Genomic DNA, 26714 nt, shown 5'->3' with positions numbered 1-26714 from the left:
GCCGGCCGGTCTTGATATGAACGCAGCCATGAGTGGTGTGCGCGCTTTGGCTTTGGCCTTCGCGGTGGTTGTCGGGACGGCTGGTGCCGCGGGTGTGGCGACGGGGGAGAACGGGGCGGTGGCGGATGCGCTGACCGTGCGGCATCTCGATCAGTTCACGCTGGGCGACGACTACCAGTTCGGGGGCTATCGAGTCGGCGGGCTGTCCGGTCTGGACTATTGGCCGGAGGGCGACAGCTACCTGGCGATCAGCGACAACCGCGGTGAGGAAGGTCCCGCGCGCGCGTACACGCTGAGCGTGCCGATCACCCCGGAGGGCAAGCTGGGCGCGCCCGAATTCCGCAGTCTCATCGAGCTTCTCGACAAGGACGGGTCGCCGTACGCGGCGCGCACCATCGACCCGGAGGCGATTCGGTGGACACCGGACCATCAGGGGTTCGTGTACACCAGCGAGGGCGAGGCCAAGGCCGGGCAGGCCGGGTTCGTCCGTCAGGCCACCCTGGACGGGGCCTTCAGCCGCGAAGTGCCGGTGCCGGACGCCTTCACGCCGCGTAACGACGCTGCAGGGCAACAGATTTCGGGTATTCGAGACAATCTCGGCTTCGAGGCCATGGACCTGACCGAGGGCGGCTCGACCGTGGTCGCGGTGACCGAGAACGCCTTGGTGCAGGACGGACCCACCGCGTCCGCCGACGCCGAGAGCCGGTCCCGTATGGTGCGACTGGACCGGGGCAGTGGTCAGAACATCGCCGAATACATCTACCCGGTCGGGCGTGTCGGACTCGGTGAAATCGCTTCGTCCGCAGGCGTTTCCGAGATTCTCTCGCTCGGCGGCGACCGCTATCTCGCGCTGGAGCGCGGCGTGATCCCGGTACTGGGCTTCACCGGCCGCATCTACGAAACCTCCACCGCCGGAGCCGATCCGGTGACCGGCAAGGAAGCCGCCCCGGCGGACGCCAAGCCCATGAGCAAGCGACTGCTGTTCGACTTCCGGGCGGCGGGCATCGACCCGCAATGCGTGGAGGGTATGACCTGGGGTCCGCGCCTGCCCGACGGCTCCCGATCACTGATCGTGGTGGCGGACAACAACTTCGGGCGCGCGGGCCGCACCACCTTCCACCTGCTGTCGGTCAGCGGCGGCTAGGCGGGCGGCCCGGCGGGGCGGCTCAGTCGGCCGCGAGATAGCGAATGGATTCGCCGCCCTTGGCGTGATGCAGCCGGCCGAACCGGCTGTCCAGCAGATGCGCCATGCTGTCGGCGGCGCCCGCGAAGGCGTCCTCGGCGGTTCCCGCGCGATGGGTGGTGGCGACCGGCGGCTGACCCTTGGGCCGCGCCTCCAGGGTGCACTGCTTGTCCTCGGAGCCGCCCTTGTGACCGTTGACGTCGGTGATGTGGGCCTCTACCCGAGTGAGTTGGTCGGCGAAGCGATCGAGCGCGCTGGTGATGGTGTCTTCCGCCTCGCGAATGAGTGCCGGACCGCCGCCGATGTGCTTGTCGGCGAAAACGTGGATTTGCATGGCATCTCCAATCTCTCGGGATTGCCAAGAACTTGCTGACACCCTCGACCCTACCCGTTTCCGCGCCGGTTGGGGCAACCTCTCAGTGCCCTCTCAGCAGGTGAGAAGGCTCTCAGCGGCATTCCGGGGTCAGGGTGCGGCGAACCCGAGCACGGTGAGCGCCAACTGCTCGGCGGCATCGGGGTGCCCGACGGCCTTGGCGGCGGCCGACACCGCGCGCCGCGTCTCCGGCTGGCCGAGCAGTTCGGTCAGTGCGTTGCTGAGGTTCTCCGCGGTTGCCTCGGGCCCGATGAGCGCCCGCGCCCCGCCCTGATCGGCCAGGATGCGCGCATTGCGGATCTGCTCGCCGCCCACCGAATGCGGGTACGGGATGAGGATCGACGGTTTGCCGAGCGTGGTGATCTCGGCGAGAGTGCCCGCGCCGGAACGGGATACCAGCACATCGGCCAGCGCCAGCACGTGCGGGAGTTCCGGGCCGAGGAATTCGCGCACCAGATACCGGCCGCGCAATTCCTCGGGCAGCGTGGTGGCGCGCTCCTTGACCTGCTCGTAGGACAACCGCCCGCACTGGTGGATCACATTGGCGTGATCGAGCAGGTTCGGCAGCAGGCTGTCGATCAGATCGTTGATCTGCACCGCGCCCTGCGCGCCGCCGGTGATGTACACGGTCGGCAGTCCGGGCGTGTAGCCGGTCCAATTCAACGCCGGCACAGCGGCTTCCGCGTCACCGGTGGTGAGCGCCGGGCGGATCGGATTGCCCGTGACCACGGCCCGCTCGCGGGTGCGCCCGGGCAACAGCTGCCGGGACGCCTCCGAGCTGAGCGCGATCCGGTCGGCCAGGCGGGCCAGCAGCAGATTCGCCTTGCCGATACCGGTGGTCTGCTCGTGGATCACCAAGGGCTTGCGCCGCAGCGCCGCCGCCAATCCGATGGGCGCGCAGACGTATCCGCCGGTGCACAGCACCACATCCGGCCGGAAATCGCGCACCACGCGCTGGGCGCGCAGCACGCTGGCCGGAACCCGCAGGGCGTCTTTGGCATTGGCGGCATTGAGCATCTTGAGCGGATTGCGGTCGCGGCGCAGCTTGCCCGCCTTGATGCCGGCGAAGGCCACCTCGTTCTCGGCCGCGACGCGCTGTTCCAGGCTGTCGGGCGTACCGACCCACAGCACTTCGGCGGTGGTGTCGGCCTCGGCGGCCAGATCGCGCAGCGCGCGCACCGCCGCCACGGCCGGATAGGTGTGCCCGCCGGTGCCGCCGCCGGCGACGATGACGCGGACCGGTCCGTGTGCGGCGAGCCGCTTCAGAATGGCGGCGCGGTCCTGGGCGGGCTGTGGCATGGCTTTTCTCCTGCGGGTCGCGGGTCCGGGATGGCGCTCGGACCAGGTTAGTCGTGGCCCGAATACCGGTCGGTTGGAACCCCAGCGAAGTATTGGCGATCCGGCAACCGGCCTTTACCATGGTGTGACGCCGATCACGTTGCCGCAGCTGGTGAGAGGGCCCGGAATGCAGCCGTTCAGATTGCCCGAGTTCTACCTGCCGCACCCACCCCGCCTCAACCCCCACCTCGACTATGCCCGCGAACACGCAGCCGCGTGGGCGCAGCGCCTGGGCATGCACGACGAGCCCGGGCCGAACGGTGCGCCGGTGTGGGATGTCGAGACCTTGGCGCGCATGGACTTCGCCCTGCTGTGCGCCTACACCCATCCCGAATGCGATGCCGAGACCCTGGCGCTGGTCACCGAGTGGTACATCTGGGTCTTCTACTTCGACGACTATTTCCTCGCCGAGTTCAAGCATCCGCAGCATCGGGTGGAGGCGGTCCGCTATCTGGAGCGGCTCGAGGAGTTCATGCCCGAACCCGGTTGCACCGCACCGGAACCCGCCAATGCGTCCGAGGCCGGACTGCTCGACTGCTGGCTGCGCACGCTGCCCGCCATGACCGCGGACTGGCGGCGGCGGATGCGGCTGAGCACCCACAACCTGATGGTCGAATCCCTGTGGGAGCTGGACAATATCGTGCGCGAGCGGGTCGCCAACCCGATCGAGTACCTCGAAATGCGCAGGCGGGTGGGCGGTGCGCCGTGGTCGGCCAATCTGGTCGAGTTCGCGGCCGACGCCGAGGTGCCGGACCGGTTCGCCGGCACCCGGCCGCTGCACGTACTGTGCGAAACCTTCTCCGACGCGGTGCATCTGCGCAACGACCTGTTCTCCTACGAGCGCGAGGTGCGCGTGGAGGGGGAGAACGCCAATCTGGTGCTGGTGCTGGAACGGTTCCTGGGCCTGCCTACCCAGCGGGCGGCGGATCTGGTCAACGACCTGATCACCTCGCGGCTGCGGCTGTACGAGGACACCGCCGGAATCGCTGTGCCGCAACTGTTCCTGGAACACGGCGCCACGCCCGCCGAGCAGCTCGCGGTGGCGCGCTACGTGCGCGGGCTGCAGGATTGGCAGTCCGGCGGGCACGAATGGCATCTGCGCTCCAGCCGCTACATGAACAGCGGCCTGGCCACCGGTCCGACCGGGCTCGGCAGCGGCGTCGCCCGGCTGCGGCCCGGCGCGCGCATGCTGGTGAACCAGCAGACGCCGCCGCCGCGTACGCCCGGCCCGCTGCCGCTCGGCAAGCTCTCCATGCCGTATCCCGTGACGGTCAATCCGCATGTGGCCACGGCGCGCGCCGATCTCCCGGAATGGTTGTCCGCCATGGGTCTGCTGGATGACCCGCGCACGGGCTGGACCGCGGAATCGGTCGAGCGCGACGACTACGCCGCGCTGGCCGCCATGACCGACAGCGACGCCACCGTCGGCGAACTCGTCCGCCGCGCCCGCTGGTGCGCCTGGGGTTTCCTGGCCGGTGATCTGCTCACCCACGTCTTCCGTGCGGATCCGGTGGGCGGCCGGGAAGAGCTGCGCCGCTTGCGAAGTCAGCTCAGCGACGGCTCCGTCCCGCCCGTCAGCCCTTTTGAGCACGCCCTCCGCGACCTGTGGCGGTCGACCGCATCGGCCACCGACGCGCATGGCCGCCGCCGGCTCCGCTCCGCGCTGCTGAACACCATCACCGCCTGGGAATCGGTGCTGGAGAACGAAACCCGCCACCGCATCCCCGACCCCGTCGACTACCTCGACTCCCGCCGTCACGCCTTCGGCGGCGCGGTGCTGGCAGCGCTCGGACCCGCCGCCGGCATCGCCCACCCCGATATCGCCGACGCCAGCGTGATCCGCCAGCTCGAACACTCGGCCTACGACCACGCCGCCCTGGTCAACGACCTGCACTCCTATCAAAAGGAAATCGAGTACGACGCCGAGCACCACAACCTCGTCTACCTCACCGAATCCTTCCTGCACTGCTCCCGCGAAGCCGCCCGCGACATAGTCGCCGACCTCGCCGAGGAACGCCTGCACCAGTTCGAGCACCTCACCCGCAACGAACTGCCCGCCTTCTTCACCGACTACCACCTCCCCGAAGAAACCCGCGCCGCCATCCTCGATCACGTCCGCCGCCTCCGCGAATACCTCGCCGGCAACCTCGCCTGGCACACCGCCACCCCCCGCTACCCCGAATCCACCCTCCGCCAGCGTCCTCGCCCGCCCCTGACCCGGCTCCCGAGCACCCCGTTCACCAGTGTGCTCGCCGGTGCCGCGAACCCGCGCACCCGCAGCCGCACCCCATCCACCTGAGCTTATGAACGGCCACTTCGCCTCGGTGCCGATGGTTGCTGCCCGGGCCCCCGAGCCACCGGGCAGGTGTCTCGCCATCGAGCCACCAAGCAGGCGTCTCGCCGTAGGGCCAACGGGGAGGCGCCCCGCCCTCGCGTCACCGGGAAGCCGCCTCGCCCCGCGTCATCGGGAAGCCGCTTCGCTCTCGCGTCATCGGGAAGTCGCCTCGCCCTCCAGTCATCGGGAAGCCCCTCTGCCTTCGTCATCCCGGCATGCTTTCGGCCGGGATCTCACCTCTTGACGTGAGATTCCGGCCAAGAGCGCGCCGGAACGACGAGAGGCGAAGTCACCGCCAGTAAGTCACCGGAGGTTGTCATGAGTACCTCGTCAGCAGCGGACCCGGCGTTCGGGGCCGATCCGGCGTTCGGAGCGGACCGGAGATTCGGGGCCCGCCAGGGGCTCGACGCTGGTCCCCGCCTCGCCGCCGGAGAGCCGTGGGGCGTTGGGACGGAAGGCGATTCGTGGTTCCGGACGAACGATCTCCAGGAGCGCGGGGCGCGGGCGTTGCGGCGGGCGCAGCGGCTGACCACGCCGCTGGTGCGGGCCGCTGTCGATACGTTGCCGGCGGATCTGCGCCATATGGCCGGGTATCACCTGGGCTGGTGGGATGTGGAAGGCAATGCGGCGCTGGGGGATCCGGGCAAGGGGCTGCGGCCCGCATTGGTGCTGGCCGCCGCCGCTGCGGCGGGGTGCCGTCCGGCGGAAGCGCTGCATGCGGCGGCGGCCGTGGAGTTGGTGCACAACTTCACGCTGGTGCACGACGATGTGATGGACGGCGATGCGCTGCGGCGGGGCCGGCCGGCCGTGCACCGGGTGTGGGGAACCGATGACGCCGTGCTGGTCGGGGATGCCTTGCACAGCTTGGCCATCTGGACGCTGGCCGATGCTCCGGCCGCCGCGCTGTCCGGGATCGCCCGGGTGGAGGGGGCGGTGATCGAACTGTGCCTCGGGCAGCACTACGACTGCGCGTTCGAGAACATGGCCGAAGTGAGCCTCGAGGAGTGCCTGACGATGCTGGGGCACAAGGGAAGTGCGTTGTTCGGGTGCGCGTGCGCCATGGGTGCGCTGTGCGCGGAGGCCGACGAGGAGACGGTGGAGGCGATGGATCGGTTCGGGCGGGAACTGGGGATCGCCTTCCAGCTGGTGGATGACGTGCTGGGGATCTGGGGCGATCCGGCGCGGACCGGGAAACCGGTGGGGAGTGATCTGTTGCGGCGCAAGCGGAGTCTGCCGGTGGTGGTCGCGCTGGCCTCGGATACCGCCGCGGGGCGGGAGTTCGCCGAGCTGTACGCGGCGGGCGGGCCGGTGGATCGTCCCGCCGCCGCGCATGCCGCCGAGCTGATCGCGCGGGCAGGCGGCAGGCGGTGGGCCCAGGCGGAATCGATACGGCGACTGCGCGCCGCCGAAGCTTGCCTATCGGATGTCCGGAATTCAGGAGATCTGCGCGCATTGGCAGAATGCGCGATTCACCGCGATCGCTGAATTGTCCCGCCCGGTAATAGATTTCGACCGGCCGGTACTTATTGCGCCGCAATAACTTTCGGTTTGCTCAATACTGTCAAGGGGCAATGACGCTAATTCGCCGGAATCTGTTGCTCCAAAACTGCTGGACTGTCAGGATATTCAGCTATTCGAGGCTGAACGATCCAGGAGTTCGAGCATGACGACGTGGCCGCTCGGCGAGCCGGGACAGTTGCTCGCGCTCGGCCGGGAATCCGCCCGGGAATTGGTCGGCGAATTGGCGCAAGCCGCCGCCACCACCCGCACCGGAATTCTCCGCGTCGCCGGCGAACCCGGCGGTGATCTGCATATCGTGCACGGCCAGGTGATCACCGTGGAATCCCCGGGCGCCCCCGGCCTGCGGCAATTGCTGGCTCGCCCCGGCCGCACCTCCAGCGGCCTGGCCGATCTGCGCGTGGTCGCCCTGATGGCCGCCCTGGACGGCGCCTTCGCCATCACCTCCGGCTGGATCGGCAGCTGCTTCTGGCAGGACGCGCCCGGCGGCCGCCACCGCCCCGCCGCCGAAGTCCTGCCGCCCGTCCCCGGCGTCGATCCCGCCTGGCTGCTGCTGGAAACCGAGCGCCGCCTGCGCGCCCTCGCCCACGGCCGCGTCTCCCCGCACCGGAATCACCTGCTGCTCACCGACTCCGGCCGCGCCCTGCTCGCCGGTCCCGGTCCGCGCGAACGCCAGGAGATCCTGCTCTGGGTCAACGGCCGCCGCAGCTGCCGCGATATCGCCATGCTGCTGTGCCGCAGCCTCTACGCCGTGACCGTCGAAGTGGCCCGCATGCTCGACGGCGAACTGCTGCTCATCGCCCCCGCCGAACCGGAACCGGAGCCGCTGCCGGAACCCGAACCCGTGCGCTCCCGCTCCATGCTGCCGCGCCGCCGCCGCGGCGCCAGCGGCATCAACGACACCATTCCGCCACGCGCACCGCAGCCGGTCCGTGGCTTCCAAAGATCCGCCTTCGGGTGGAAATCAGAAAGGACGCAATGAACACGTCGAGCAATAACGGACCCGGCAGCCTGACCGATCGGATCGCCGTGCTGGTCAAGGTATTGCGCTCCGAAGTCCCCGAATGCGTGGCCGCCGGCGCGATCGATATGTCCACCGGAATGCTGCTGGCCGTGGAAACCGTCGACAATCATCCGCAGGAGGTATTGGATCTGCTCGCCGCGGCGACGCTGGATCTTTTCCAGGGCCGCAATGTGGTGATGATCGAGGATATTTGGAAGGAGCGCCGCGGAATACGCCTGGACCGCCACTATTTCCAGGAGATCCTGGTGAACAGCGAGAATCTCACGCACCTGTTCATCCGCACCGAGAGCCGCGACGACGTGGTCGTGGTGGTGGTCTGCCGCCGCACCGTCAATGTCGGCATGCTGTTCGCGCAGGCCCGCCGGGTGCTCAAGGACACCGGCCGGCTCTAGGGAATGCGTGCCACCGCGCCGAGCATCGACACCGCCTCGGCGCGCGGATGCGGCCGATACACCTCCGGCCGCCAGTTGGTGATCGCGGTGATACCGGGGCTGATCAGCTCGTAGCCCTCGAAGAACCGCGCGAACTCCTGGCTCGACCGCAGCTGGAACGGCACTCCGCTGCGCTGATTGGCGGCCGCGTTGCGCGCCAGGTCCTCGGCCTCCAGATAGTCGTTGGTGGCGTGACTCATGACCAGGTAGCTGCCGGAGGGCAGGGCATCGCACAGTTCTCGCACCAACCGGTACGGATGCTCGTCGTCGGTGATGAAATGCAGGACCGCGACGAGCATCAGCGCCACCGGGCGGCTCAGATCCAAGGTTTTCAACAGGTCCGGATGCCGCAGGATGTCCTGCGGCGAGCGTAGGTCAGCGTCCAGGTAGGCGGTCGCGCCGGCGGCGGAACTGTTGAGCAGTTCGCGCGCGTGCAGCAGCACGATCGGATCGTTGTCCACGTACACGATGTGCGATTCCGGCGCGACGTCCTGCGCGATCTCGTGCACATTGCCCGTGGTCGGCAGCCCCGCGCCGATATCCAGGAACTGCCGGATCCCCGCCTCACCGGCCAGATACGCCACCACCCGGCGCAGGTAATTGCGATTCTCCACCGCCGCCAGCTGCACGGTCGGGAACACCTCGGACACCGCGTCGGCCGATTCCCGGTCGGCGGCGAAATTGTCCTTACCGCCCAGCCAATAGTCGTAGCGGCGCGCCGGATGCGGCTTGGTGGTGTCGATCCGCGCCGTCACCGGCTCCCCGGCCGGTTCCGGCCGCCGAGCGGAATCCGAGTCCACAACGCCCCCAATCCTTTTCGACTAGTGTCCTGATCATGCGTTATAGCCCGTACGACTTCGCCGTCCACGCCGATCCGTATCCGTACTATGCCAGGTTGCGAAACGAGGCCCCGGTCTACCGTAACGAGGCCGAGGACTTCTGGGCGCTGACCCGGTACTCCGACGTACGCGACGCGTTGCGCGACTCCGAGCGCTTCTCCAGCGTCAACGGCATTCGCATGGAGCCGGCCTTCTGGGGACCGCAGGCCGAGCACTTCTTCTCCTTCGTCGCCATGGATCCGCCCAAGCACACCCGGCTGCGCGGACTGGTGACCCGGGCGTTCACCGCGCACCGGGTGCAGGGGCTGGAACCGCGGCTGCGGGAGATCGCGCGCGGGCTGATCGAACCGCTGGTCGAACGCGGCGAATTCGATCTGGTGGCGGATTTCGCGGGCCCGTTCCCGACCGATGTCATCTCCGAACTGGTTGGTGTGCCGGAGGCGGATCGGGAGATGATCCGCAAGCTCGGCATGGAGATCATGTACACCGAGGAGGAGTCCACCGATCTGCGGCCCGAGGCCATGGCGGCCATCGGGGCCCTGGTCGGGTACTACACCGAGCTGACCATCGAGCGGGCCAAGGACCGGCGCGAGGATCTGCTGTCCGGGCTGCTCGACGCGGCCGACGGCGATGACCGGCTCACCCCCGAGGAGATCGTGGGCGTGCTGATTCTGCTGGTCGGGGCGGGTATCGAAACCAATATGCTGACCTTCGGCAATGCCTGGAACGCGGGCGCGCTGCACGCCGACGCGCGTAAGGCGAGCCTGGACGGGCGGATCGACGACTGGATCGGCGAGGCCATGCGCTGGGATCCGGCGACCCAGTCGCAGCTGCGCAGCACCACCACCGATGTGGAATTGCACGGGGTGACGATTCCGGCGGGCGCGAAGGTGCTGCTGCTCAGCGGGTCGGCCAACCGGGATCCGGAGGTGTTCGCCGATCCGGACCGGTTCGATCTCGATCGCGATACCTCGGCGTCGCTGGTGTTCGGCAGCGGACGCCATCACTGCCTGGGGTCGAATCTGGCGCTGCTGGAACTGCGCGTCGGATTGCAGGAGCTGGCCGCGCGGGTCGGCGACTACGCGGTGGACGCCGCGGGCGCCAAGCGCATCCACTCCTCCAATAATCGTGGTTTCGCGAGCCTGCCCACCACCGTGCAGGCGCGCTGAGCCGCCAGCGCATCCGGGCCGGGTGACGGCGGGCGTCACCCGGTGATCGGGCTCTCTTTCCGCGGTCAGCGGAATAGCCGACTCATTGCTACGGTGAGCGGAATCGCCGTCCCGCACTGCTGCCGGAACCTTGGTCGGCGGTGTCTGAGCGTTCGAGGCAGCTGAAAGGTTGGCGTCGAATGTTCGTACCGGCTGCCGCCATCACCGGTCCCGCGGTGGGTCGAAAGCCTGCTTACGACACCGATTTCCTGCGAATCGTCGCGCCGGCGCAGCCTTTGCGGCGGATGCCGCGTGCCGCGCGGATACCGCTCGCGCCCGCTCAGGAACGGATGTGGCATGCCGCGGCCGCCGGCTATTCGGCTGACTGGAATGTTGCTCGCGCGTTTCGGATTCGTGGCGAGACGGTGAATATCGGCGCGCTCGCGGCCGCCGTCGCCGATGTGGTGCGCCGGCACGCGCCGCTGCGCACCTGCTATCCGGAGACGCGGCTCGGGCCCGTGCAGCTGGTGGTGGACGCCGACAACGCCTGTGTCGACGTGCCGGTGGTGGAGAGCTTTCCGGGGGAGTTGCCGGAGCGGCTGGCCGAGTTCTGCTCGTATGCCTTCGATTTGGCGACCGAGATTCCGTTGCGCGCCTGCCTGTTCCGGCTCGGGCCGCGGGATGTGGTGCTGGCGTTGGTGGTGCATCACATTTCGCTCGATGGGGCTTCGCTGGGGCCGCTCATGCGGGATTTCGTCACCGCCTATGCGGCTCGGTGCGCGCGGCGTGCGCCCGTATGGCCGGTGCTGCCGGTGGATTACGTCGATTACACGCTGTGGAAGCACGAGTTTCTCGGTGACTTCGACGATCCGTCCAGCCGGGCGAGTGCCCAATTGCGGTACTGGGCCAATAATCTCGTCGGGCGTCCGACGCCGCTGGCGCTGCCCTACGACCGCGCGCCCGGGGCGCATCGTGATGCCGCCGGGGACAGCATCGGGATTCATTTCGATCCGGAGATCCACCGTGAGCTGCTGTCTCGTGCGCGCCGTGCCGGTTCCAGTGTCTTCATGTTGTTGCAGACCGCCTTCGCGATCAGCCTGTCCGCTTTCGCCGGCTGCCCCGATGTGACGGTGGCGACGGCGGTTTCCGGGCGCGATGATCCCCAATTGGCCGATCTGGTGGGCAATTTCGCCGACGATGTGCTCATGCGCGTCCGCTTGGACCGGGCCGCCGATGTGCCCGAGCTCATCGATCAGGTGCGCCGGGCCGCCCTGGCCGCCTTCGCCAACCCCGATACCTCGAACCCTCGCCTATTGCGCTGCTTGCCACAGGATCCCGCGCACCCGCTGTTCCAGGCCACGCTCATCCTGCAACGCGCCGACGCTGCCCCGCCGGCACCCGCCGGGCCGCTGGCCGTCACCGAAATCCCCACCGGCGTAACCCGCGCCAAACACGATCTCGAGTTCGGTCTCACCGAGCATTACGACCACACCGGCGCCCCCGCCGGCATCGACGGCCCGTTCCTCTATCCCCGGGCCCGCTTCGACCGCGACACCGCCGAGCGTTTCACCGAAAAGTTCACCGCCACGGTGGAACTCATCGCCTCCGGCTACGACGGCCCACTCGCCCCGCTGCTGCTGAGCCCACCCCGCCGCCGCAGCCGCCGAGCGGGCCGCCCTCGCCCCTGACCCCTACTTCATGCTGAGGGTGATGACGAGCGTCTCGTCCTCGACGCTGGCCACCAGCTGCCCCGGCGCCCCGCCCGCGATCCCGTCATTGTCGACAACCGCCCCCACCGCACCGTCGTTCAGCAGCACCAGCTTCCCCTTCTTACCGGACCCCGCCACATAGTCGATGCTGTCGTCCCCACTGTTCCCCGGCTGCGGAAAGTTGATGTCGTCCGCCGACTTCCCATTGTTCAAATCCAGCTGCCGCAGATACCCGCCTGCCGCCACGAACGCCGGATTCTTCCCCTCCTGATACAGCACCTCGTACCGCAACGTCTCCCCATACCCGAACTCCACCTCGGAAATGTGATCCCCCCACAGAATCTGCCGAATCACCAACGACCGGTACCGATTCCGCACCTCGAGCACCTTCAACGACCCAGGCTGAAAATCCGCCACCGCAACCTCTTCCGCTAACGCACGCCGGGCTCCTCCCGACCCAGCCCGGACTCTATCCGATCCCCCTCCTCCCCGGCCCCCGCCCGCCGAATCCCCTGCGCCACACCGGCAATCAACACCGCCGAACTCCCCAGCAACACCCCGCCCACCACATCCGAAAACCAATGCACCCCCAAATACAACCGCGTAGCACACATCAACCCCACGACCACGGCCCCGAAAACCCCCGCCGCGACAGCTTTTCCGCGCCCCGGCCGAGTCTCCATATACATCAGCGCCAATACCCCCACCAGCGCCGTCGTGGCAGTCGCATGCCCCGACGGATAAGACATGCTCGTCTCACTCACCAACCGCAACCCCACCGGCGGCCGTCCCCGATCCACCACCCACTTCACCACGGTGCCCACCCCCGCGGCCCCAGCCACCGTCCCCGCGATGACCACCCCATCCCACCAACTCCGCCGGCGCCACCCCACCCACCCCGCCGCCACCCCTGCAATAACCGTGGCCCGCTGCGGATTCCCGAAATACGTGTACTCCTTCACCACCGTCGTCCACCCCGCCGACCGATGCCCCACAAACCACTCCCAAACGCCCCGATCCCACCCGGTCACCACCCCGCCCGCACCGACCAGCACCGTAACCACCACGAACGCACCGACAACCAGCACCGCCGCCCCGGCCAGCACCGCCGGCTTCCGCTCCAACCCCAACACAGCCACCATCCAGCCATCCTGAAACGTCCCCCCACCCAACCTCCCACCCACCCCCTCCCACCGAGTCCCTCACCACACGATTTGCACACCCCAGGTACCCATGGTGTACCTTTCTCCAGGCGCTCGGGAAACCGATCCGCACCCATCCGGGGCTATGGCGCAGCTGGTAGCGCACCACACTGGCAGTGTGGGGGTCAGGGGTTCGAGTCCCCTTAGCTCCACTCCATGGCAGAGCCGCAGGTCATTGACTTGCGGCTCTGCCATTTTCGCGACAGCGCACGAATCGGAGCCGGAGATCATGGTCGGGCGTTCCACAGGGCGCTGACCGGCAGGGCGCGGAATTTCGGTCCGAAGGGGAGGGTTTCGGTGCCGGTGTAGAGCACGTATCCGGCGAGGAGGTCGTCACCCAGGCGGTCTGCGAGGTGGCGGAGGCCGCGGAAGTCCTCGCCCTTGACGGTGGCGGCTGCTTTCACCTCGATGGCGATCACCTCGCGTCGATTGTTCTCGAGGATGATGTCGACTTCGACGTTGTCGCGGGTGCGGTAGTGGAACATGCGGGCCTCCTGGTCGGACCAGGTGAGCTGACGAGCGAGTTCGGCGGCTACGAAGCCCTCCAGCAGTGACCCGAGCGGGCCGTTGACGGCTCGCAGCGCGCGCGTGTCGGCACCGCACAAATATGTGGCGATTCCGGAATCGACCATAAACACCTTGGAGGTTGCGACGGCCCGGGTGGTCAGGTTTCGGGACCACGCGGGAATTCGCTTGATCAGGAACACCTCTTCCAGGAGGCGAAGATAGCGGGCGACGGTGTCTTTGGGCAGGCCGAGTTCATTGCCGAGGGCGCCGGGCACCAGAAGTTGACCGGATCTGGCCGCGACGAGGTTGGTCAGGGTGAACATCTCTGCGGAACGTTCGATCTCGGACAGTTGCATGACGTCTCGGTTGATCAGATCGGCGACGTAGGAGGAGAAGAATCGGGAACGCCGTTTGCCCTCCCGTGCAACGGCTTCGGGGAAGCCGCCACGTGCGATCCGTTCGATGTAGTCATCGCGATTCTCGGTCCCATCGTGCCGTAGCTGGGGCCCGCGCTCGAAGGCGCAATCGATGAATCTGTCGGGCGCGCCTTCGATTTCGCCTTGGGACAGCGGCCAGAGTTCGATCGTCTCCATGCGTCCGGGGAGGGCGTCGGGAACGCTTCGAAGTGCCATGACGTGAGCCGAACCGGTCAGCAGAAACCGGCCGGGTCGTCCATCGGCGTCGACGGTCTCCTTGATCGCCAGCAGCAGTTCCGGTACTCGCTGGACCTCGTCGATGATCAAGAGGGAATCGTCGAGGACGAACTGCGTGGGGTCATAGCCGGCCGCCTGCCGAGTCTCCGGCTTGTCGAGGCTGCGCCAGGTCGCGCCGAGCTCCCTGCCTATCCGGGAGACCAGTGTGCTCTTTCCACATTGGCGAGCTCCGTTGACCAGGACGACGCGAGTATCTGCAAGAGCTTCATGCACTGCCGAGTGAGCATGACGGGGAAGGATCCTACCAATCGGCGATGACGAGAAGGACGAGGTCACCGCAGCAGTATTGCACATTATGTGCGCGATCTGCCGCATATAATGTGCGCGATCTGCCGGAATCTGTGTGCGCGATCTGCCGCTATCGTTGTGCGCTTCTTGCCGATGTCGGAGCCGCTGCTTCGCCGGAGCGTTGTCGTTGAGTCGGCGGCTTCGTCCGCAGGTGATTCGTTGCGATCGGGCACGGGGAGCGGTCGCGATCATCGGGCACCGCCAACCGGGCCCGGCCGAGCACCCACCGCGCGAATCGTGATGTCCGGCCCATCCACCAGCACCGCCCGGTTCGCATGCTGGTCCGTCGGGTCCACAACACGACCGCCCGTGATCTCTTTCGAGGTCACGGGCGGTTTGTTGTAGTTACGAGATGTTTGCCGGAGTGGGTCCGTATTGCGGGGTGTTGCGGGAGAATGGGCTGGTAAGGCATTTCTTTCCATGAATCGAGTTGTCATGTCCGACAGCATGCAAACCCCTACGGTGAATGGTCAGGCTTCCGCGGTGGATGCGGAATTCTTAAGGCGGGCAGAGGCTTTCGGGGGGCGGATGCTGGGGATGGTCAATGATGGGTTTCTTTGTCTGATGGTGAGTATTGGGCATCGGACGGGGTTGTTCGATGTTATGAGTGGGATGGGGGCGGGGACCAGCTCGGAGGTTGCGGGGGCTGCGGGGTTGGACGAGCGGTATGTGCGGGAGTGGCTGGCTGCGCTGGCTGTGGGGCGGGTGGTCGAGTATGACGCCGGGAATTCGACGTTTTTGTTGCCTGCGGCGCATGCGGCTACTCTCACGCGGGCTGCGGGGCCGGAGAATTTTGCTTCGTTTGCGCAGTACATTGCGTTGGCGGCGAGTGTCGAGGGGGATATCGTCGATTGCTTCCGGGACGGGGGCGGGGTGCCGTATTCGAAGTTCGGGCGGTTTCAGCAGTTGCAGGCGGAGGAGAGTGCCGCGGTGCACGATCTGGCGTTGATCGGGAGCACTATTACCGTGGTGCCGGGGCTGCCGGAGCGGCTGCGGGGTGGGATCGATGTCGCGGATATCGGGTGTGGGAGCGGGCATGCGCTCAATCTGCTGGGGCGGGAGTTTCCGGGGAGCCGGTTCAGTGGGTTCGATTTCTCGGAGGAGGGCATTGCGGCGGCGCGGGCGGAGGCCGAGGCGATGGGGTTGACCAATGCCCGGTTCGAGGTTCGCGATGTGACCGAGCTGGGGATGTCCGACAGCTTCGATCTGATCACCGCTTTCGACGCGATACATGATCAAGCTCATCCCGCGCAGGTCCTCCGCGGAATCGCCGATGCGCTGCGGGAGGACGGTACCTTCCTGATGGTCGACATTCAGGCTTCCAGTGAGCTGGCGGAGAACATGGATCATCCGCTCGGGGCGGGGCTGTACGCCATCTCCACCATGCACTGCATGACGGTGTCACTGGCGCTCGGCGGCGATGGGCTCGGAACCATGTGGGGCGAGCAGGTCGCCACCCGGATGCTGCACGAAGCCGGCTTCGCCACCGTTACTGTCGAGCACGTCGATGCGGACATCCTCAACAGCTATTACGTCGCGACGAAGCACTGAGACGCGTGGTGGGGTGGCGCCCGGCCGCCTATATTGAGACCGGCCAGGTGTTGGCGTTTCGGTTTTCGTTATGGCACAGAGGTTTTGATGAACGCGAGATACGCGCTGCGGTGGGCGGCGGAGCACGGGTTCCCGCGGTTGGGGTTTCGCGCGCTGCGGGCGACGGGGGATCCGTTCGCGCAGCTGATGAGCGGGGACGCGGGCTATGACGATCCGTATGCGCTGATCGATCGGATGCGGGGGAACGGGGTGCTGGTCACCAAGGCCGGTTACGCTGCCTTCGACTACGAGCTGTGCCGGGAGATATTGCGGGACAGGCGATTCGGGGTGCGGGTGCCGATCGATCCGGCCGTTCCGGGTCCGTTGCGGCGGTACGCCGAGCGGGTTGTGGTGCCGCCCAACCCGATCGAGCCGCCGTCGATGTTCGCGCTGAACCCGCCGGAGCATTCGCGAATGCGTAAACCGGTCGCCTCGGCGTTCACGCCGCGTGCGGTCGCGCGGCTGGGGGACCGGGTGCGTGAGGTCACCACCGAACTGCTCGACGCGATGGCCGAACACGAATCCGCGGACCTGATGGCGGATTTCGCGGCGCAGGTGCCGATCGCCGTCATCGCGGAGATCATGGGTTTCCCCAAGGCCGATCGGCCACTGTTCCTGCGCTGGGGAAGCCACGTCGCCCCGCTGCTGGATGTCGGGATCTCCTGGGAAACCCACCGCCGCGCCATGGCCGCCACCGGTGCGATGCGGGATTACCTTGCCGCCCATATCGAGAAGCTGCGCCGCGCACCGGGGGAGGGCATCTTCAGCGAACTGGTCACCAGCAGCGACCTGACCACCACCGAATTGATGGCCAGCGCGAATGTGCTGATGGGCGCGGGTTTCGAGACCACCATGAACCTGCTCGGCAATTCCATCCCGCTGCTGCTGTCCCATCCCGATCAACTCGACCTGCTGCGCGCCGAACCCGAACGCTGGCCGCTCGCGATCGAGGAACTGCTGCGCTACGACACCTCGGTCCAGATGACGGCCCGCTGCGTGCTGGAACCCCTGGAATTCGGCGGCGTTTCCCTGGTGCCGGGAAAGTCGCTCGTCGTCTCCCTGGCCGGCGCCAACCGGGATCCGGTCAAATTCCCGGACCCGAACCGTTTCGACGTCACCCGCGCCAACGCCCGCGACAACCTGTCCTTCGGCACCGGCATGCACGGCTGCATCGGCGCCAGCCTCACCCGGCTGGAAGTCCTGCAGGCCTTGCCCGCACTGTTCGACCGCTTCCCGGATATCCGCCTCGACGGCGAGCCGACCCGCCGCCGGCTGTCCACGCTGCGCGGTTACTCACACATGCCCGTTCGGCTGAAGGCTCTTTGATACTGGGTGGTAAGTTTCGCAGGTAATGCGAGAACGACTCCCCATCGAAGTGGTGTCGGCGAGGCGGGTGGGGCCCGCATCACTTCTGCTGGAACAAGATTGAGGCAGTGCGGGGCGTGCCCCGTGGCTCGGGAGTTGGTCCTTGAATACTGAAGCGATTGTGCTGGATCCGACGGGCGCCGACGTTCAGGCCGAGAACGAGCGGATCCGCGAGCGTGGACCGGTCGCGCCGGTGGGGTTGCCCGGCGGGGTCTCGGCATGGTCGGTCACCGATGCGGCGGTGCTGAAAGAACTGCTCGCCGATCCCCGCGTGTCGAAGGATCCACGCCAGCACTGGACGGCCTTCAAGAAGGGCGAGATCGATCAGCGCTGGCCCTTGCACCCGTGGGTCATTGCGGAGAACATGTTCACCGCGTACGGCCCCCAGCATCGCCGCCTGCGCAAACTCGTGGCGCCGGCGTTCACCGCGCGCCGCACCGCCCTGATGCGCCCGGGCATCGAAGCCATCGTCGACGGCCTGCTGAAGCGCCTGGACGGCGTTCCCCCGGGCGAGGTCGTCGACCTGCGGCCCACCTACGCGTACCCGGTGCCGATCCAGGTGATCGGTGAATTGCTCGGCGTGCCAAAGCATTTGGACGCCAAGATCAACGCGTGCGTCGACGGGTTCTTCGACACCTCCTTCACGCCCGCGCAGGCGAAGGCCAATGTGCTGAAGATGGTGTCGCTGATGGGGCAGCTGATCTTCTACCGGCGCGGCAACCCCGGCGACGACATCACCAGCGCGCTGATCTCGGCCGTCGACGAGGACTCGGACCGGTTGACGCAGAAGGAAGTGATCGACACCTTGATCCTGGTGATCAATGCCGGTCACGAGACCACGGTCAACCTGCTCGACCAGGCCGTCGTCGCCCTGCTGACCAACCCGGGGCAGCGGGCCGACGTGCTCGCCGGCCGGGTGCCGTGGTCGGAGGTGATCGAGGAAGCGCTGCGCTACCAGCCGCCGATCACGCATCTGCCGCTGCGCTACGCGGTGGAGGACATCGAGATCGCGGGCGTCCGGATCGCCGCGGGCGAGGCCATTCTCGCCTCCTACGGGGCCGCGAGCCGGGACCCGCAGATTCACGGCGCCACCGCCGGGGATTTCGACGTGCACCGGGAGAACAAGGAGCACATCGCCTTCGGCTACGGCGCGCACCATTGCCTCGGCGCGCCCTTGGCCCGGCTCGAGGCCGCGATCGCGCTCCCGGCCCTGTTCGAGCGCTTCCCGAATATGCGCCTGGCGGTGGATCCCGCCGAACTCCGGCCGCTGGGCAGCTTCGTCTCCAACGGTCACCAGTCGGTTCCCGTTCTGCTGCAATGAGATTCACGATTCGCCGAGAGGTCCCATGGGAAACGTCAGCTGGTTGCGTAGCTTGTCCGCCGGATCGGAGGCGGACGCGCATACGCTGATCTGCTTTCCCCACGCGGGCGGATCCGCCATCTCCTTCGGCCCGCTGGCCAGAACGCTCGGACCGCGCTTCCGGGTGCTCGGCGTGCAATACCCCGGGCGCCAGGATCGCAGGCACGAACCGCTGCTGGACAGCGTCGCCGACCTGGTCGCGGGTGCGCTGCCGGAAATCCGCGAATCGATCCCGGGGACCGCGGGTTACTCGCTGTTCGGCCACAGTATGGGTGCGGCGGTGGCGTTCGAGACCTGTCGGCGGCTGGAACAGGAGCGGGTGACGCCGCCCGGCGCCCTGTTCGTCTCGGGCCGAATCGCACCGTCGCGGAAGACTTCTCACGCCGTGCACCGCTACAGCGATCCGGAATTGATCCGGCACCTGCTGGACTTCGGCGGCACCCCCGCGGCGCTGCTGGAGGATCCCGATTTCCGGCCGCTCATCCTGTCGGTCACCAGAAGCGACTACCGCGCCATCGAAACCTATTCGTGCGCACCGGATTCCACCGTCGGCACCCCGCTGGTGGCGCTGGTCGGCGACAACGATCCCGCCACCAGCGAAGCCGACCTGAAAGAGTGGCAGGCGCACACCACCGGTCCTTTCACCCAGACCTCGTTCCCGGGCGGCCACTTCTACATCGATGCCAACTCCCACGGTGTGGCCGAACTGATTCGCGACCAGAGAGACTGCAAAAATGGCTGAAGCCGCCGGACCCGTTTCGAATGTTTCGGATACCGCCCACTGGGTGGCCGCGTACCGCGCGATCGAATCCGCCCGTACCGATGCGCTTTTTCACGATCCGCTCGCGGAGCGGCTCGCGGGCGAAATCGGCAAGGCCATCGTCGCGGATGAGAAGCAGACCGCGATGGCCGGCTGGCCCTTGGTCACCAGAACCAAGGTCATCGACGACCTGATCGCCGAAACCCTCACCGAGGGTTGCGATCTGGTGATCAATCTGGCCGCGGGGCTGGATGCGCGGCCGTATCGTCTCGAGCTGCCCGCCGATCTCCGCTGGATCGAGGCCGACTTCCCGGATTTGATCGCCGAGAAGAACCGCCTGCTGGAAGACCAGACCCCCCGCTGCGTACTCACCCGCGCCGCAGTGGATCTCGCGGACCCGGCGGCGCGCGGCCAGTTCCTGGACGGGGCGCTCGCGGGTGCGAAGAAGGCGCTCGTACTGACCGAAGGGCTGGTGTACTACCTGTCCGAAGACGAGGTCTCGGGATTGGCGGCGGCACTGGCGCGACCCGAAATCGCCTGGTGGATACTGGATGTGAACAACAAGCCCGTGGTCGATCGGTTCAACCGGGTGAACAAGAACCTGCTCGAGAATTCGCCCTGGAAATTCGGGCCGCTCGAGCCGCTGCGATTCTTCGCCGACGCGGGGTGGACCGCTGACGAGGTGGTCGGATTGTTCCGGATGGCGGCCCGCTTCCGCCGCTTGCCCCCGCTGCTGTGGTCGCTCGCCTTCGCACCCGTCGGACCCCGGATGCCATTGGGCGCCAAGCGGATACCGTGGTACGCGGCGGTCCGGCTCACGCACGCCCGCGCCTGATCCGAGTGCGGCGCGGGAGGGCGATCACCCTCCCGGCCGCATCGATCACACCAGCTCGTCCAGCCAATCGTCGACCGCCGCGGCGACCTGATCGGACCCCTCGTGCAGCATGGCGAAGTGGTTGGCGTCGATCTGGACCACCCGGTGGCTCTCGTCCCACGGCTTGGCCTGCCAATCCGGGAAGTCCTCGGGGACACCGGGAATCCGCTGCCCGCACTGCAGGAACAGGGTGGGCGCGGCGATCTTGCCGGGCACGATGCCGCGCAGCACCTGGATGTACTGGCCCATGGCGGTCAATCGCGCCGGATCGAAGCGGTCGAAGGCGGCCTCGTTGGTCACCATGTTCTCGGCGACCGGCTTGAGAATCCATTCGCTCGCATCGCCCTCGGCCACCCGGTAGCTGTCCACCAGCACCACGCCCGCCGGCTTGGGCCCGCCGAGCGCTTCCAGCTGTTCGGCGACGCTGTAGGCCAGCACCCCGCCGGAGGAGTACCCGAACAGGATGAACGGCTGGTCCTCGGCGGCGGCCAGGATGGGCCGGATCAGGGCCTTGGTGGCCGCGGCGTAGTCGGTGGGCAGCGGCTGGCCCGCGTGCGATCCCATCGGCGCGAGGCCGACCACGTCGCGGGGCGTCCGCAGTTTGCTTGCCATCCGGGCGTATTGGCGCACCCCGCCCGCCGCCATGGGCGGGGCGATGCAGATGATGCGCGGCGCGGCGGCGCCCTCGGTCATCCGGATGAGTTCCGGCTCGACGTCCAGTTCGTCGTTGACGGTGAACAGGTCCCGCATCTGCGCGGCCAGGTGCAGCAGCAGGAAGGCGACCGAGAACTGTTCCCGGCCCACCGCGGTGCGGAACATGCCGTACAGCGAGTCGTCGGCGACGCCCTCCTCGCGATCGCGCCGGGCGGCCGCGTCGATGGCGCTGGCCAGCGCGCCCGCGCCCTCGGACAGTCGCTCGTCCAGTTGTTTGGCGAGAATCTGCGGCGTCGGGAAGTCGAAGACCAGGGTGCCGGGCAGCTGCACGCCGGTGGCATCGCGCAGCGCGTTGCGGAATTCGACTGCGGTGAGCGAGTCGAATCCCATTTCGCCGAACACATTGTCGACCTCGATGAGCTCGAAATCGGCGTAGCCGAGCGTCGCGGCGGCCTGCTTGCGCACGAACTCCACCAGCAGCGGCAGCCGCTGGGCGGACGGCAGGCCGACCAGTTCCAGCAGCGGTGACGGCGTCGCGGACGGTGCGGACAGCGGTACCAGTCCGCGCACCAGGGCGGGCGCCTGCTCGGCCCGGGTGCGCAGCACGGCGCGGTCCAGGGGCACCGCGGCCAGCTGGGCGACGCCGGAGACCACCGCGGTATCGAACAGGGCCAGTCCGTCGGCTTCGGACAGCGCCGGAAAACCCTGTCGCCGTATCCGTTCGAAATCCTCGTCCGACAGTTCGGCGCCCAGACCGGTCGCGCGTTCCCACAGGCCGTAGTCGATCGAGGTGGCCGTCCATCCGGCCGCCCGGCGGTAGGTGGCGAGGGCGTCGAGGTAGACGTTGGCCGCCGCGTAGTTGGCCTGCCCGGCGGGCAGCACCAGGCCGCCGGCGGAGGACAGCAGCACGAACAGCGACAGCGGCAGGTCGCTGGTGAGCTCGTGCAGATGCCAGGCGGCGTCGGCCTTGGGCGCGAAGACGGTGTCGATGCGATCGCTCGTCATCGTTTCGATCAGGCCGTGGTCGGCGATGCCCGCCGCGTGCACGACACCGGTCAGCGGGTGCTCGGCATCGATGCCGTCGAGCAATGCTTTCAGCGCGTCCCGATCGGAGACGTCGCAGGCGGCCACGGTCACCTGCGCGCCGAGTTCGGTCAACTCGTCACGCAAGGAGTCGGCGCCGGGTGCTTCCGGCCCGCGCCGGGACGTCAGAATCAGCCGCCGCACACCGTATTCGGTGACCAGGTGCCGGGCGAACAGCGCGCCCAGCCCGCCGGTGCCGCCGGTGATCAGCACGGTGCCGGGGTCCAGCGGTTCGAGCGGTTCGCGGTTCTCCTCGGTGAGCTGATGCGGAACCAGGCGCGGCACCAGGAGATTCGGGCCGCGCAGCGCACCCTCGGGCTCGTTCGCCAGGGCGGCGGAGGCGGTGGCGACGGCGGCCGGATCGAGTTCGGCCGCGCCTTCGATATCCAACAGCTGCAAGCGGTTCGGGTGTTCGGCCTGGGCCGCGCGCACCAGACCCCAGACCGGGGCCTGGGCCGGGCGTACCTGCTCCCATTCGCCGGCGCGGACGGCGTCGCTGGTCAGGATCACCAAGCGGGAGTCGGCGAAGCGAGGATCGCCCAGCCACTGTTGTACGGTGGCCAGCACGCCGTGCACCGCAGTACGGGCGGCGTGCGACGATGCGTCACCGGTATCGGCGCAATGGAGCAGAACAAGTTCGGGGACAACGGTTTCGGCGGCCGCGTCGAGCTCGGCGGCGAGTGCCGTTTCGGCGGCCGCGTCGAGTTCGGCGACGAGTGCCGCGAGGTCGGGATAGCCGGGTATCTCCGCCGATCCCGTCGCGCCGAGGACGGCGGTGCGGGCCGGGGCCACCGCACCGGCGGCGACCGGCGCGGTGATCCAATCCACCGTGAACAGGGCGTCGGCCACCCGGTCCGCGCGCAGCCGGTCCGCGGACACCCGGCGGGTGTCCAGCGCATCGACCGACAATGCGGGATTGCCGTTGCCGTCGGCCAGCCACAGCTGGAAACGGTTGTCGTGCACGCCGATTCGCACCCGGACGGCACTGCATCCGGCCGTGTGCAGGGTGACGCCGCGCCAGCTGAACGGCAGTGCGGGCGCGTCGAGGCCGCCGTTGCGGATGCCGTCCACGATGAGCGGATGCATGGCCGCATCGAACAGCGCGGGATGCAGGCCGTAGCCGTCGGCGGCGTCCGGGTCCGGCAGGGCGACCTCGGCGAACAGCTCGTAACCCGCGGAGCCGCGCTCGCCGCGTCGCCACATCGCGCGCAGGCCCTGGAAGTAGGGGCCGTATCCGTATCCGGCGTCCAGCATCTCGGTGTACGCGCCGGTGACGTCGATCGCTTCCGCGTCGGCCGGAGGCCAGGCGGCGAGATCGAAATCGGGCCGGACGGCCTCGGCGGTGAGGTCGCCCTCCGCGTGCAATGTCCAGGCGACGGCCTCGGGCTGGCGCGAGTGGATCGTGATGCGGCGGCGTCCGGCATCGTTCGCACCGCCGACCACCACCTGAATCGAAACCCCTTCGCGGGCGGGCAATGGCAGCGGTGCGTGCAGGATCAGCTCGTCCAGTCGCGGGTGACCGAGCAGGCCGCCCACATGGGTCGCCAGTTCGACGTAACCGGTTCCCGGCAGCAGTGCCGTGCCGAGGACGCTGTGATCGGCCAGCCATTCGATCGAGTCCAGCGACCAGCGGCCGACGAAGCTCACCCCGTCCGAATCGGGCTGCGGAACACGCACTGCCAGGAGGGGATGGGCGACGGGATCCAAGCCTGCGGCATCGGCCTCGGCGGCCAGCCAGGTGGTCGACAGATGCCGTTTCGCGTCGAGCCAGAACCGTTCGCGCTGAAATGCGTAGGTGGGCAAGTCGATCGGCCGCGCACCGGGGTGGAACGCGGTCCAGTCCACCTCCGCACCGGACACGAACAACTTCGCGACCGCGGTCGCGACCGTGGCGGTGGAGGCGGCTTCGCGGCGCGCGGTCGCGACCGCGATGATGCCCGCGGCGTCCACGGTGCCGGCCACCATGGGCGTGAGGACCGCGTCCGGCCCGATCTCGGCGAAGCGCACCACGCCCGCGTCCGTCATCGCGGTGACCGCGTCGGCGAAGCGCACCGTGGCGCGGACCTGGCGCACCCAGTACGCCGGGTCCGACATCTCATCGGTCACCCGGGCGCCGGTCACGGTCGAGATCAGCGGAATCTTCGGCCGTGCGAAGGTCAAGCCCGCGACCACCGCGGCGAACTCCGCCGACATCGGGTCCATCAAGCCGGAATGGAAGGCGTGCGACACCCGCAAACGACTGGTCCGCCAGGACTTCTCGGCGAAAACCCCGGCCAGTGCGTCGACTTCGGTCTCGACGCCGGAGATCACCACCGAGGTGGGGCTGTTCACCGCCGCGATCGATACGCCGTCGGTCAGCGACGAGGCCACGGCGGATTCCGGGGCTCCCACCGCGAGCATCGCGCCGCCGGTGGGGAGCGCCTGCATCAACCGGCCGCGCGCGGCCACCAAGGTGCAGGCGTCCGGCAACGACAGCACGCCGGCGATATGCGCGGCGGCGATCTCGCCGATCGAGTGGCCCGCCACCAGGTTCGGGCGCAGGCCCCACGCCTCGAGCAGGCGATACAGGGCGACCTCGAAGGCGAACAGCCCGGCCTGCGCGAAGACGGTTCGATTGATCTGGTCCGTCTCGGTGAGCGCCTCGTCGAGCGAAATGGGCTGATCGAGTTGGGGATTCAGCTCTGCGACGATCTTGTAGAAGGTTTCCGCGAAGACTGGGTTGGTACGCAGCTGGTCGGCCATACCGGCCCACTGCGCGCCCTGACCGGAGAAGACGAACCCCGTCGAACCGGAGACCGCGCGCCCCGACACCACACCGGATACGGAGTCGCCGCGACCCAATGCCTCTACGCCCGAGACCAATTCGTCCCGATCGGCGCCGAGGATCACCGCTCGATGGCCGAGCGTGGCGCGGGTGGCGGCCAGTGAATACCCGACATCGTGTGCTGCGTCGGCGTTTTCGCGGACGTGCCGTCCCAGGCGCGCGGCCTGCTCGCCGAGCGCACGAGCAGTGGCGGCGGACAGCACCCAGGGCAGGACCGCCCCGCCGGACTCGGCTGGAGGCGTCGCGACGTCGGGAGCCGGTTCGGCGGCGGGCGCCTCTTCGAGGATGACGTGTGCGTTGGTGCCGCTGATGCCGAACGACGAAACGCCCGCGCGCCGTGGGCGATCCAGCGGCGGCCACGGCACCGGTTCGGTCAGCAGCCGTACCTCGCCCGCGGACCAGTCGACCTTGGTGGACGGCCGGTCTACGTGCAGCGTGCGCGGCAGCAGCCCGTGCCGCATGGCCATCACCATCTTGATGACGCCGCCCACGCCCGCGGCGGCCTGCGCGTGCCCGATGTTCGACTTGAGCGATCCGAGCCACAGCGGTCGTTCCGGGGCGCGATCACGGCCGTAGGTGCCCAGCAGCGCCTGCGCTTCGATCGGGTCGCCCAGCGTCGTTCCGGTGCCGTGTCCTTCGACCGCGTCGACGCCGTCCGCGGCGATGCCGGCATTGGCCAGCGCCTGTTCGATGACGCGCCGCTGCGCGGGACCGTTGGGGGCGGTCAGGCCGTTGGAGGCGCCGTCGGAGTTCACCGCCGAACCGGTCAGCACCGCGAGAATCCGGTGGCCCTTGCGTTGTGCGTCGGACAGTCGTTCCAGCACCAGTACGCCGGCGCCTTCCGCCCAGCCGACGCCGTCGGCGCTGTCGGAGAACGACTTACAGCGGCCGTCGATGGCCAGTCCGCGCTGCCGGCTGAACTCCACCAGTGTGTCCGGGCCCGCCATCACGGTCACCCCGCCCGCCAGCGCCAGTTCGCATTCGCCCGCGCGCAGTGCGGCGGCGGCCGAATGCATGGCCACCAGCGAGGATGAGCACGCGGTGTCGACGGTGACCGACGGTCCCTGTAGTCCGAAGGTGTAGGAGAGCCGGCCCGAGGCGAGGGATCCGGCGTTGGCGTTGGCCGGATAGTCGTGGTACATCATGCCGACCCAGACGCCGGTCGCGCTGCCGCGCAGGGTGGCCGGGTCGATTCCGGCGCGTTCGAAAGCCTCCCAGGAGGTTTCCAGCAGCAGGAACTGCTGCGGATCCATGGTGGCCGCTTCGTTCGGGCTGATGCCGAAGAAGGCGGGATCGAAATCGCCCGCGCCGTGCAGGAAGCCGCCGGAGCGGGTGTGGGAGCGGCCGGGCAGTTCGCCGGTGGGGTCGTAGATGCGTTCGATGTCCCAGCCGCGGTTGGCGGGCAGGTCGGTGGTGGCGTCGACGCCGTCGGTCACCAAGCGCCACAGGTCTTCCGGCGATTCGACGCCGCCGGGGTAGCGGCAGGCCATGCCCACGATCGCGATCGGCTCCCGCAGGGCGGCGTCGAGCTGCCGGTTGCGCGCCCGCAGCCGATCGGTTTCCTTCAGCGAGGCCCGGAGCGCGTCGGCGAGTTTT

General features: G+C 68.2%; 18 protein-coding genes, 1 tRNA gene and 1 pseudogene. 13 read left to right on the top strand and 7 right to left on the bottom strand.

Translation table 11 applies throughout. From position 1 onward, the window contains the following. The first annotated feature begins 28 nt into the window (after positions 1 to 28). Positions 29 to 1144: an esterase-like activity of phytase family protein gene (locus NY1_RS20460; RefSeq protein ID WP_233434407.1), complete on the top strand. Its 1116-nt coding sequence runs from the start codon at positions 29 to 31 to the stop codon at positions 1142 to 1144. A gap of 22 nt (positions 1145 to 1166) precedes the next feature. Here NY1_RS20460 and NY1_RS20455 read toward each other — a convergent pair whose 3' ends face one another. Together NY1_RS20455 and NY1_RS20450 are read right to left on the bottom strand one after the other, a co-directional pair. Then, positions 1167 to 1517 carry a ribosomal subunit interface protein gene (locus tag NY1_RS20455; RefSeq protein ID WP_067715739.1) on the bottom strand — a complete coding sequence of 117 codons (351 nt, stop codon included), beginning with the start codon at positions 1515 to 1517 and terminating at the stop codon, positions 1167 to 1169. A 129-nt stretch (positions 1518 to 1646) separates the two neighbouring features. Next, positions 1647 to 2855, bottom strand: a complete 1209-nt coding sequence (locus NY1_RS20450) for a UDP-N-acetylglucosamine--N-acetylmuramyl-(pentapeptide) pyrophosphoryl-undecaprenol N-acetylglucosamine transferase (protein ID WP_067715736.1) — start codon at positions 2853 to 2855, stop codon at positions 1647 to 1649. Between the two features lie 166 nt (positions 2856 to 3021). On the opposite strand from NY1_RS20450, the gene NY1_RS20445 reads away from it, so the two are divergent. The 4 genes from NY1_RS20445 to NY1_RS20430 all read left to right on the top strand — a co-directional run bounded on the left by NY1_RS20445 (position 3022) and on the right by NY1_RS20430 (position 8163). Then, complete coding sequence (locus NY1_RS20445; RefSeq protein WP_067715734.1) at positions 3022 to 5193, top strand: terpene synthase family protein; 2172 nt, start codon at positions 3022 to 3024, stop codon at positions 5191 to 5193. A gap of 354 nt (positions 5194 to 5547) precedes the next feature. Next, positions 5548 to 6714: a polyprenyl synthetase family protein gene (locus NY1_RS20440; protein ID WP_084535155.1), complete on the top strand. Its 1167-nt coding sequence runs from the start codon at positions 5548 to 5550 to the stop codon at positions 6712 to 6714. Positions 6715 to 6892: 178 nt separating this feature from the next. Then, a complete protein-coding gene (locus NY1_RS20435) occupies positions 6893 to 7729 on the top strand; it encodes a hypothetical protein (RefSeq protein WP_067715728.1) in 837 nt (278 codons plus the stop codon). Continuing rightward, positions 7726 to 8163, top strand: coding sequence for a hypothetical protein (locus NY1_RS20430; protein ID WP_067715726.1), 438 nt, complete (start codon positions 7726 to 7728; stop codon positions 8161 to 8163). Before NY1_RS20435 ends, NY1_RS20430 begins: the two co-directional genes overlap by 4 nt. On the opposite strand, the gene NY1_RS20425 is transcribed toward NY1_RS20430, so the two are convergent. Further along, entirely contained in the window at positions 8160 to 9002 is an 843-nt protein-coding gene (locus tag NY1_RS20425) for an SAM-dependent methyltransferase (protein ID WP_067715723.1), read from the bottom strand. The genes NY1_RS20430 and NY1_RS20425 overlap by 4 nt on opposite strands. A 35-nt stretch (positions 9003 to 9037) precedes the next feature. On the opposite strand from NY1_RS20425, the gene NY1_RS20420 reads away from it, so the two are divergent. Both NY1_RS20420 and NY1_RS20415 read left to right on the top strand, forming a co-directional pair. Further along, positions 9038 to 10210, top strand: a complete 1173-nt coding sequence (locus NY1_RS20420; protein ID WP_067715720.1) for a cytochrome P450 — start codon at positions 9038 to 9040, stop codon at positions 10208 to 10210. Positions 10211 to 10389: 179 nt separating this feature from the next. Further along, complete coding sequence (locus NY1_RS20415; protein ID WP_067715717.1) at positions 10390 to 11877, top strand: condensation domain-containing protein; 1488 nt, start codon at positions 10390 to 10392, stop codon at positions 11875 to 11877. A 3-nt stretch (positions 11878 to 11880) separates the two neighbouring features. Here the strand turns inward: NY1_RS20415 and NY1_RS20410 are convergent, their stop codons facing one another. Both NY1_RS20410 and NY1_RS20405 read right to left on the bottom strand, forming a co-directional pair. Then, entirely contained in the window at positions 11881 to 12213 is a 333-nt protein-coding gene (locus tag NY1_RS20410) for a hypothetical protein (protein WP_157762396.1), read from the bottom strand. A 116-nt stretch (positions 12214 to 12329) separates the two neighbouring features. Then, positions 12330 to 13040: a phosphatase PAP2 family protein gene (locus NY1_RS20405; RefSeq protein WP_067715712.1), complete on the bottom strand. Its 711-nt coding sequence runs from the start codon at positions 13038 to 13040 to the stop codon at positions 12330 to 12332. Positions 13041 to 13179: 139 nt separating this feature from the next. Here NY1_RS20405 and NY1_RS20400 point away from each other — a divergent pair. After that, a tRNA-Ala gene (locus NY1_RS20400) sits at positions 13180 to 13252 on the top strand. 75 nt (positions 13253 to 13327) lie between these two features. Here NY1_RS20400 and NY1_RS20395 read toward each other — a convergent pair. Further along, positions 13328 to 14596, bottom strand: a complete 1269-nt coding sequence (locus tag NY1_RS20395; RefSeq protein WP_233434406.1) for an ATP-binding protein — start codon at positions 14594 to 14596, stop codon at positions 13328 to 13330. Between the two features lie 540 nt (positions 14597 to 15136). Here NY1_RS20395 and NY1_RS20390 point away from each other — a divergent pair. From NY1_RS20390 to NY1_RS20370, 5 genes are all read left to right on the top strand, one after another. After that, a complete protein-coding gene (locus NY1_RS20390) occupies positions 15137 to 16159 on the top strand; it encodes a class I SAM-dependent methyltransferase (RefSeq protein ID WP_067716219.1) in 1023 nt (340 codons plus the stop codon). A gap of 87 nt (positions 16160 to 16246) precedes the next feature. Then, a complete protein-coding gene (locus tag NY1_RS20385; protein ID WP_067715709.1) occupies positions 16247 to 17524 on the top strand; it encodes a cytochrome P450 in 1278 nt (425 codons plus the stop codon). Positions 17525 to 17666: 142 nt separating this feature from the next. Continuing rightward, positions 17667 to 18884 carry a cytochrome P450 family protein gene (locus tag NY1_RS20380; protein ID WP_067715706.1) on the top strand — a complete coding sequence of 406 codons (1218 nt, stop codon included), beginning with the start codon at positions 17667 to 17669 and terminating at the stop codon, positions 18882 to 18884. Between the two features lie 43 nt (positions 18885 to 18927). Next, positions 18928 to 19665: a thioesterase II family protein gene (locus NY1_RS20375; protein ID WP_169815380.1), complete on the top strand. Its 738-nt coding sequence runs from the start codon at positions 18928 to 18930 to the stop codon at positions 19663 to 19665. Beyond that, positions 19658 to 20518 carry a class I SAM-dependent methyltransferase gene (locus NY1_RS20370; protein WP_067715699.1) on the top strand — a complete coding sequence of 287 codons (861 nt, stop codon included), beginning with the start codon at positions 19658 to 19660 and terminating at the stop codon, positions 20516 to 20518. The genes NY1_RS20375 and NY1_RS20370 overlap by 8 nt, the downstream gene beginning before the upstream one ends. Positions 20519 to 20563: 45 nt before the next feature. On the opposite strand, the pseudogene NY1_RS20365 reads toward NY1_RS20370, so the two are convergent. Then, a pseudogene (locus NY1_RS20365) lies at positions 20564 to 26713 on the bottom strand (type I polyketide synthase); the annotation flags it as partial. Position 26714: the final 1 nt, after the last annotated feature.

The organism is Nocardia yamanashiensis NBRC 100130 (assembly GCF_001613325.1).
In the GTDB taxonomy this organism is placed as follows: domain Bacteria; phylum Actinomycetota; class Actinomycetes; order Mycobacteriales; family Mycobacteriaceae; genus Nocardia; species Nocardia yamanashiensis.
Note: the sequence above shows the minus strand (reverse complement) of the source record. Positions and strands in the feature narration are given on the sequence as shown.

Bases quoted from the DNA above. Each gene is read 5' to 3' on its own strand.
- NY1_RS20450 (WP_067715736.1), bottom strand. From the start codon at position 2,855: ATGCCACAGCCCGCCCAGGACCGCGCCGCCATTCTGAAGCGGCTCGCC.
- NY1_RS20385 (WP_067715709.1), top strand. From the start codon at position 16,247: ATGAACGCGAGATACGCGCTGCGGTGGGCGGCGGAGCACGGGTTCCCG.
- NY1_RS20455 (WP_067715739.1), bottom strand. From the start codon at position 1,517: ATGCAAATCCACGTTTTCGCCGACAAGCACATCGGCGGCGGTCCGGCA.
- NY1_RS20435 (WP_067715728.1), top strand. From the start codon at position 6,893: ATGACGACGTGGCCGCTCGGCGAGCCGGGACAGTTGCTCGCGCTCGGC.
- NY1_RS20370 (WP_067715699.1), top strand. From the start codon at position 19,658: ATGGCTGAAGCCGCCGGACCCGTTTCGAATGTTTCGGATACCGCCCAC.
- NY1_RS20390 (WP_067716219.1), top strand. From the start codon at position 15,137: ATGCTGGGGATGGTCAATGATGGGTTTCTTTGTCTGATGGTGAGTATT.
- NY1_RS20445 (WP_067715734.1), top strand. From the start codon at position 3,022: ATGCAGCCGTTCAGATTGCCCGAGTTCTACCTGCCGCACCCACCCCGC.
- NY1_RS20460 (WP_233434407.1), top strand. From the start codon at position 29: ATGAGTGGTGTGCGCGCTTTGGCTTTGGCCTTCGCGGTGGTTGTCGGG.
- NY1_RS20405 (WP_067715712.1), bottom strand. From the start codon at position 13,040: ATGGTGGCTGTGTTGGGGTTGGAGCGGAAGCCGGCGGTGCTGGCCGGG.
- NY1_RS20415 (WP_067715717.1), top strand. From the start codon at position 10,390: ATGTTCGTACCGGCTGCCGCCATCACCGGTCCCGCGGTGGGTCGAAAG.
- NY1_RS20430 (WP_067715726.1), top strand. From the start codon at position 7,726: ATGAACACGTCGAGCAATAACGGACCCGGCAGCCTGACCGATCGGATC.
- NY1_RS20440 (WP_084535155.1), top strand. From the start codon at position 5,548: ATGAGTACCTCGTCAGCAGCGGACCCGGCGTTCGGGGCCGATCCGGCG.
- NY1_RS20420 (WP_067715720.1), top strand. From the start codon at position 9,038: ATGCGTTATAGCCCGTACGACTTCGCCGTCCACGCCGATCCGTATCCG.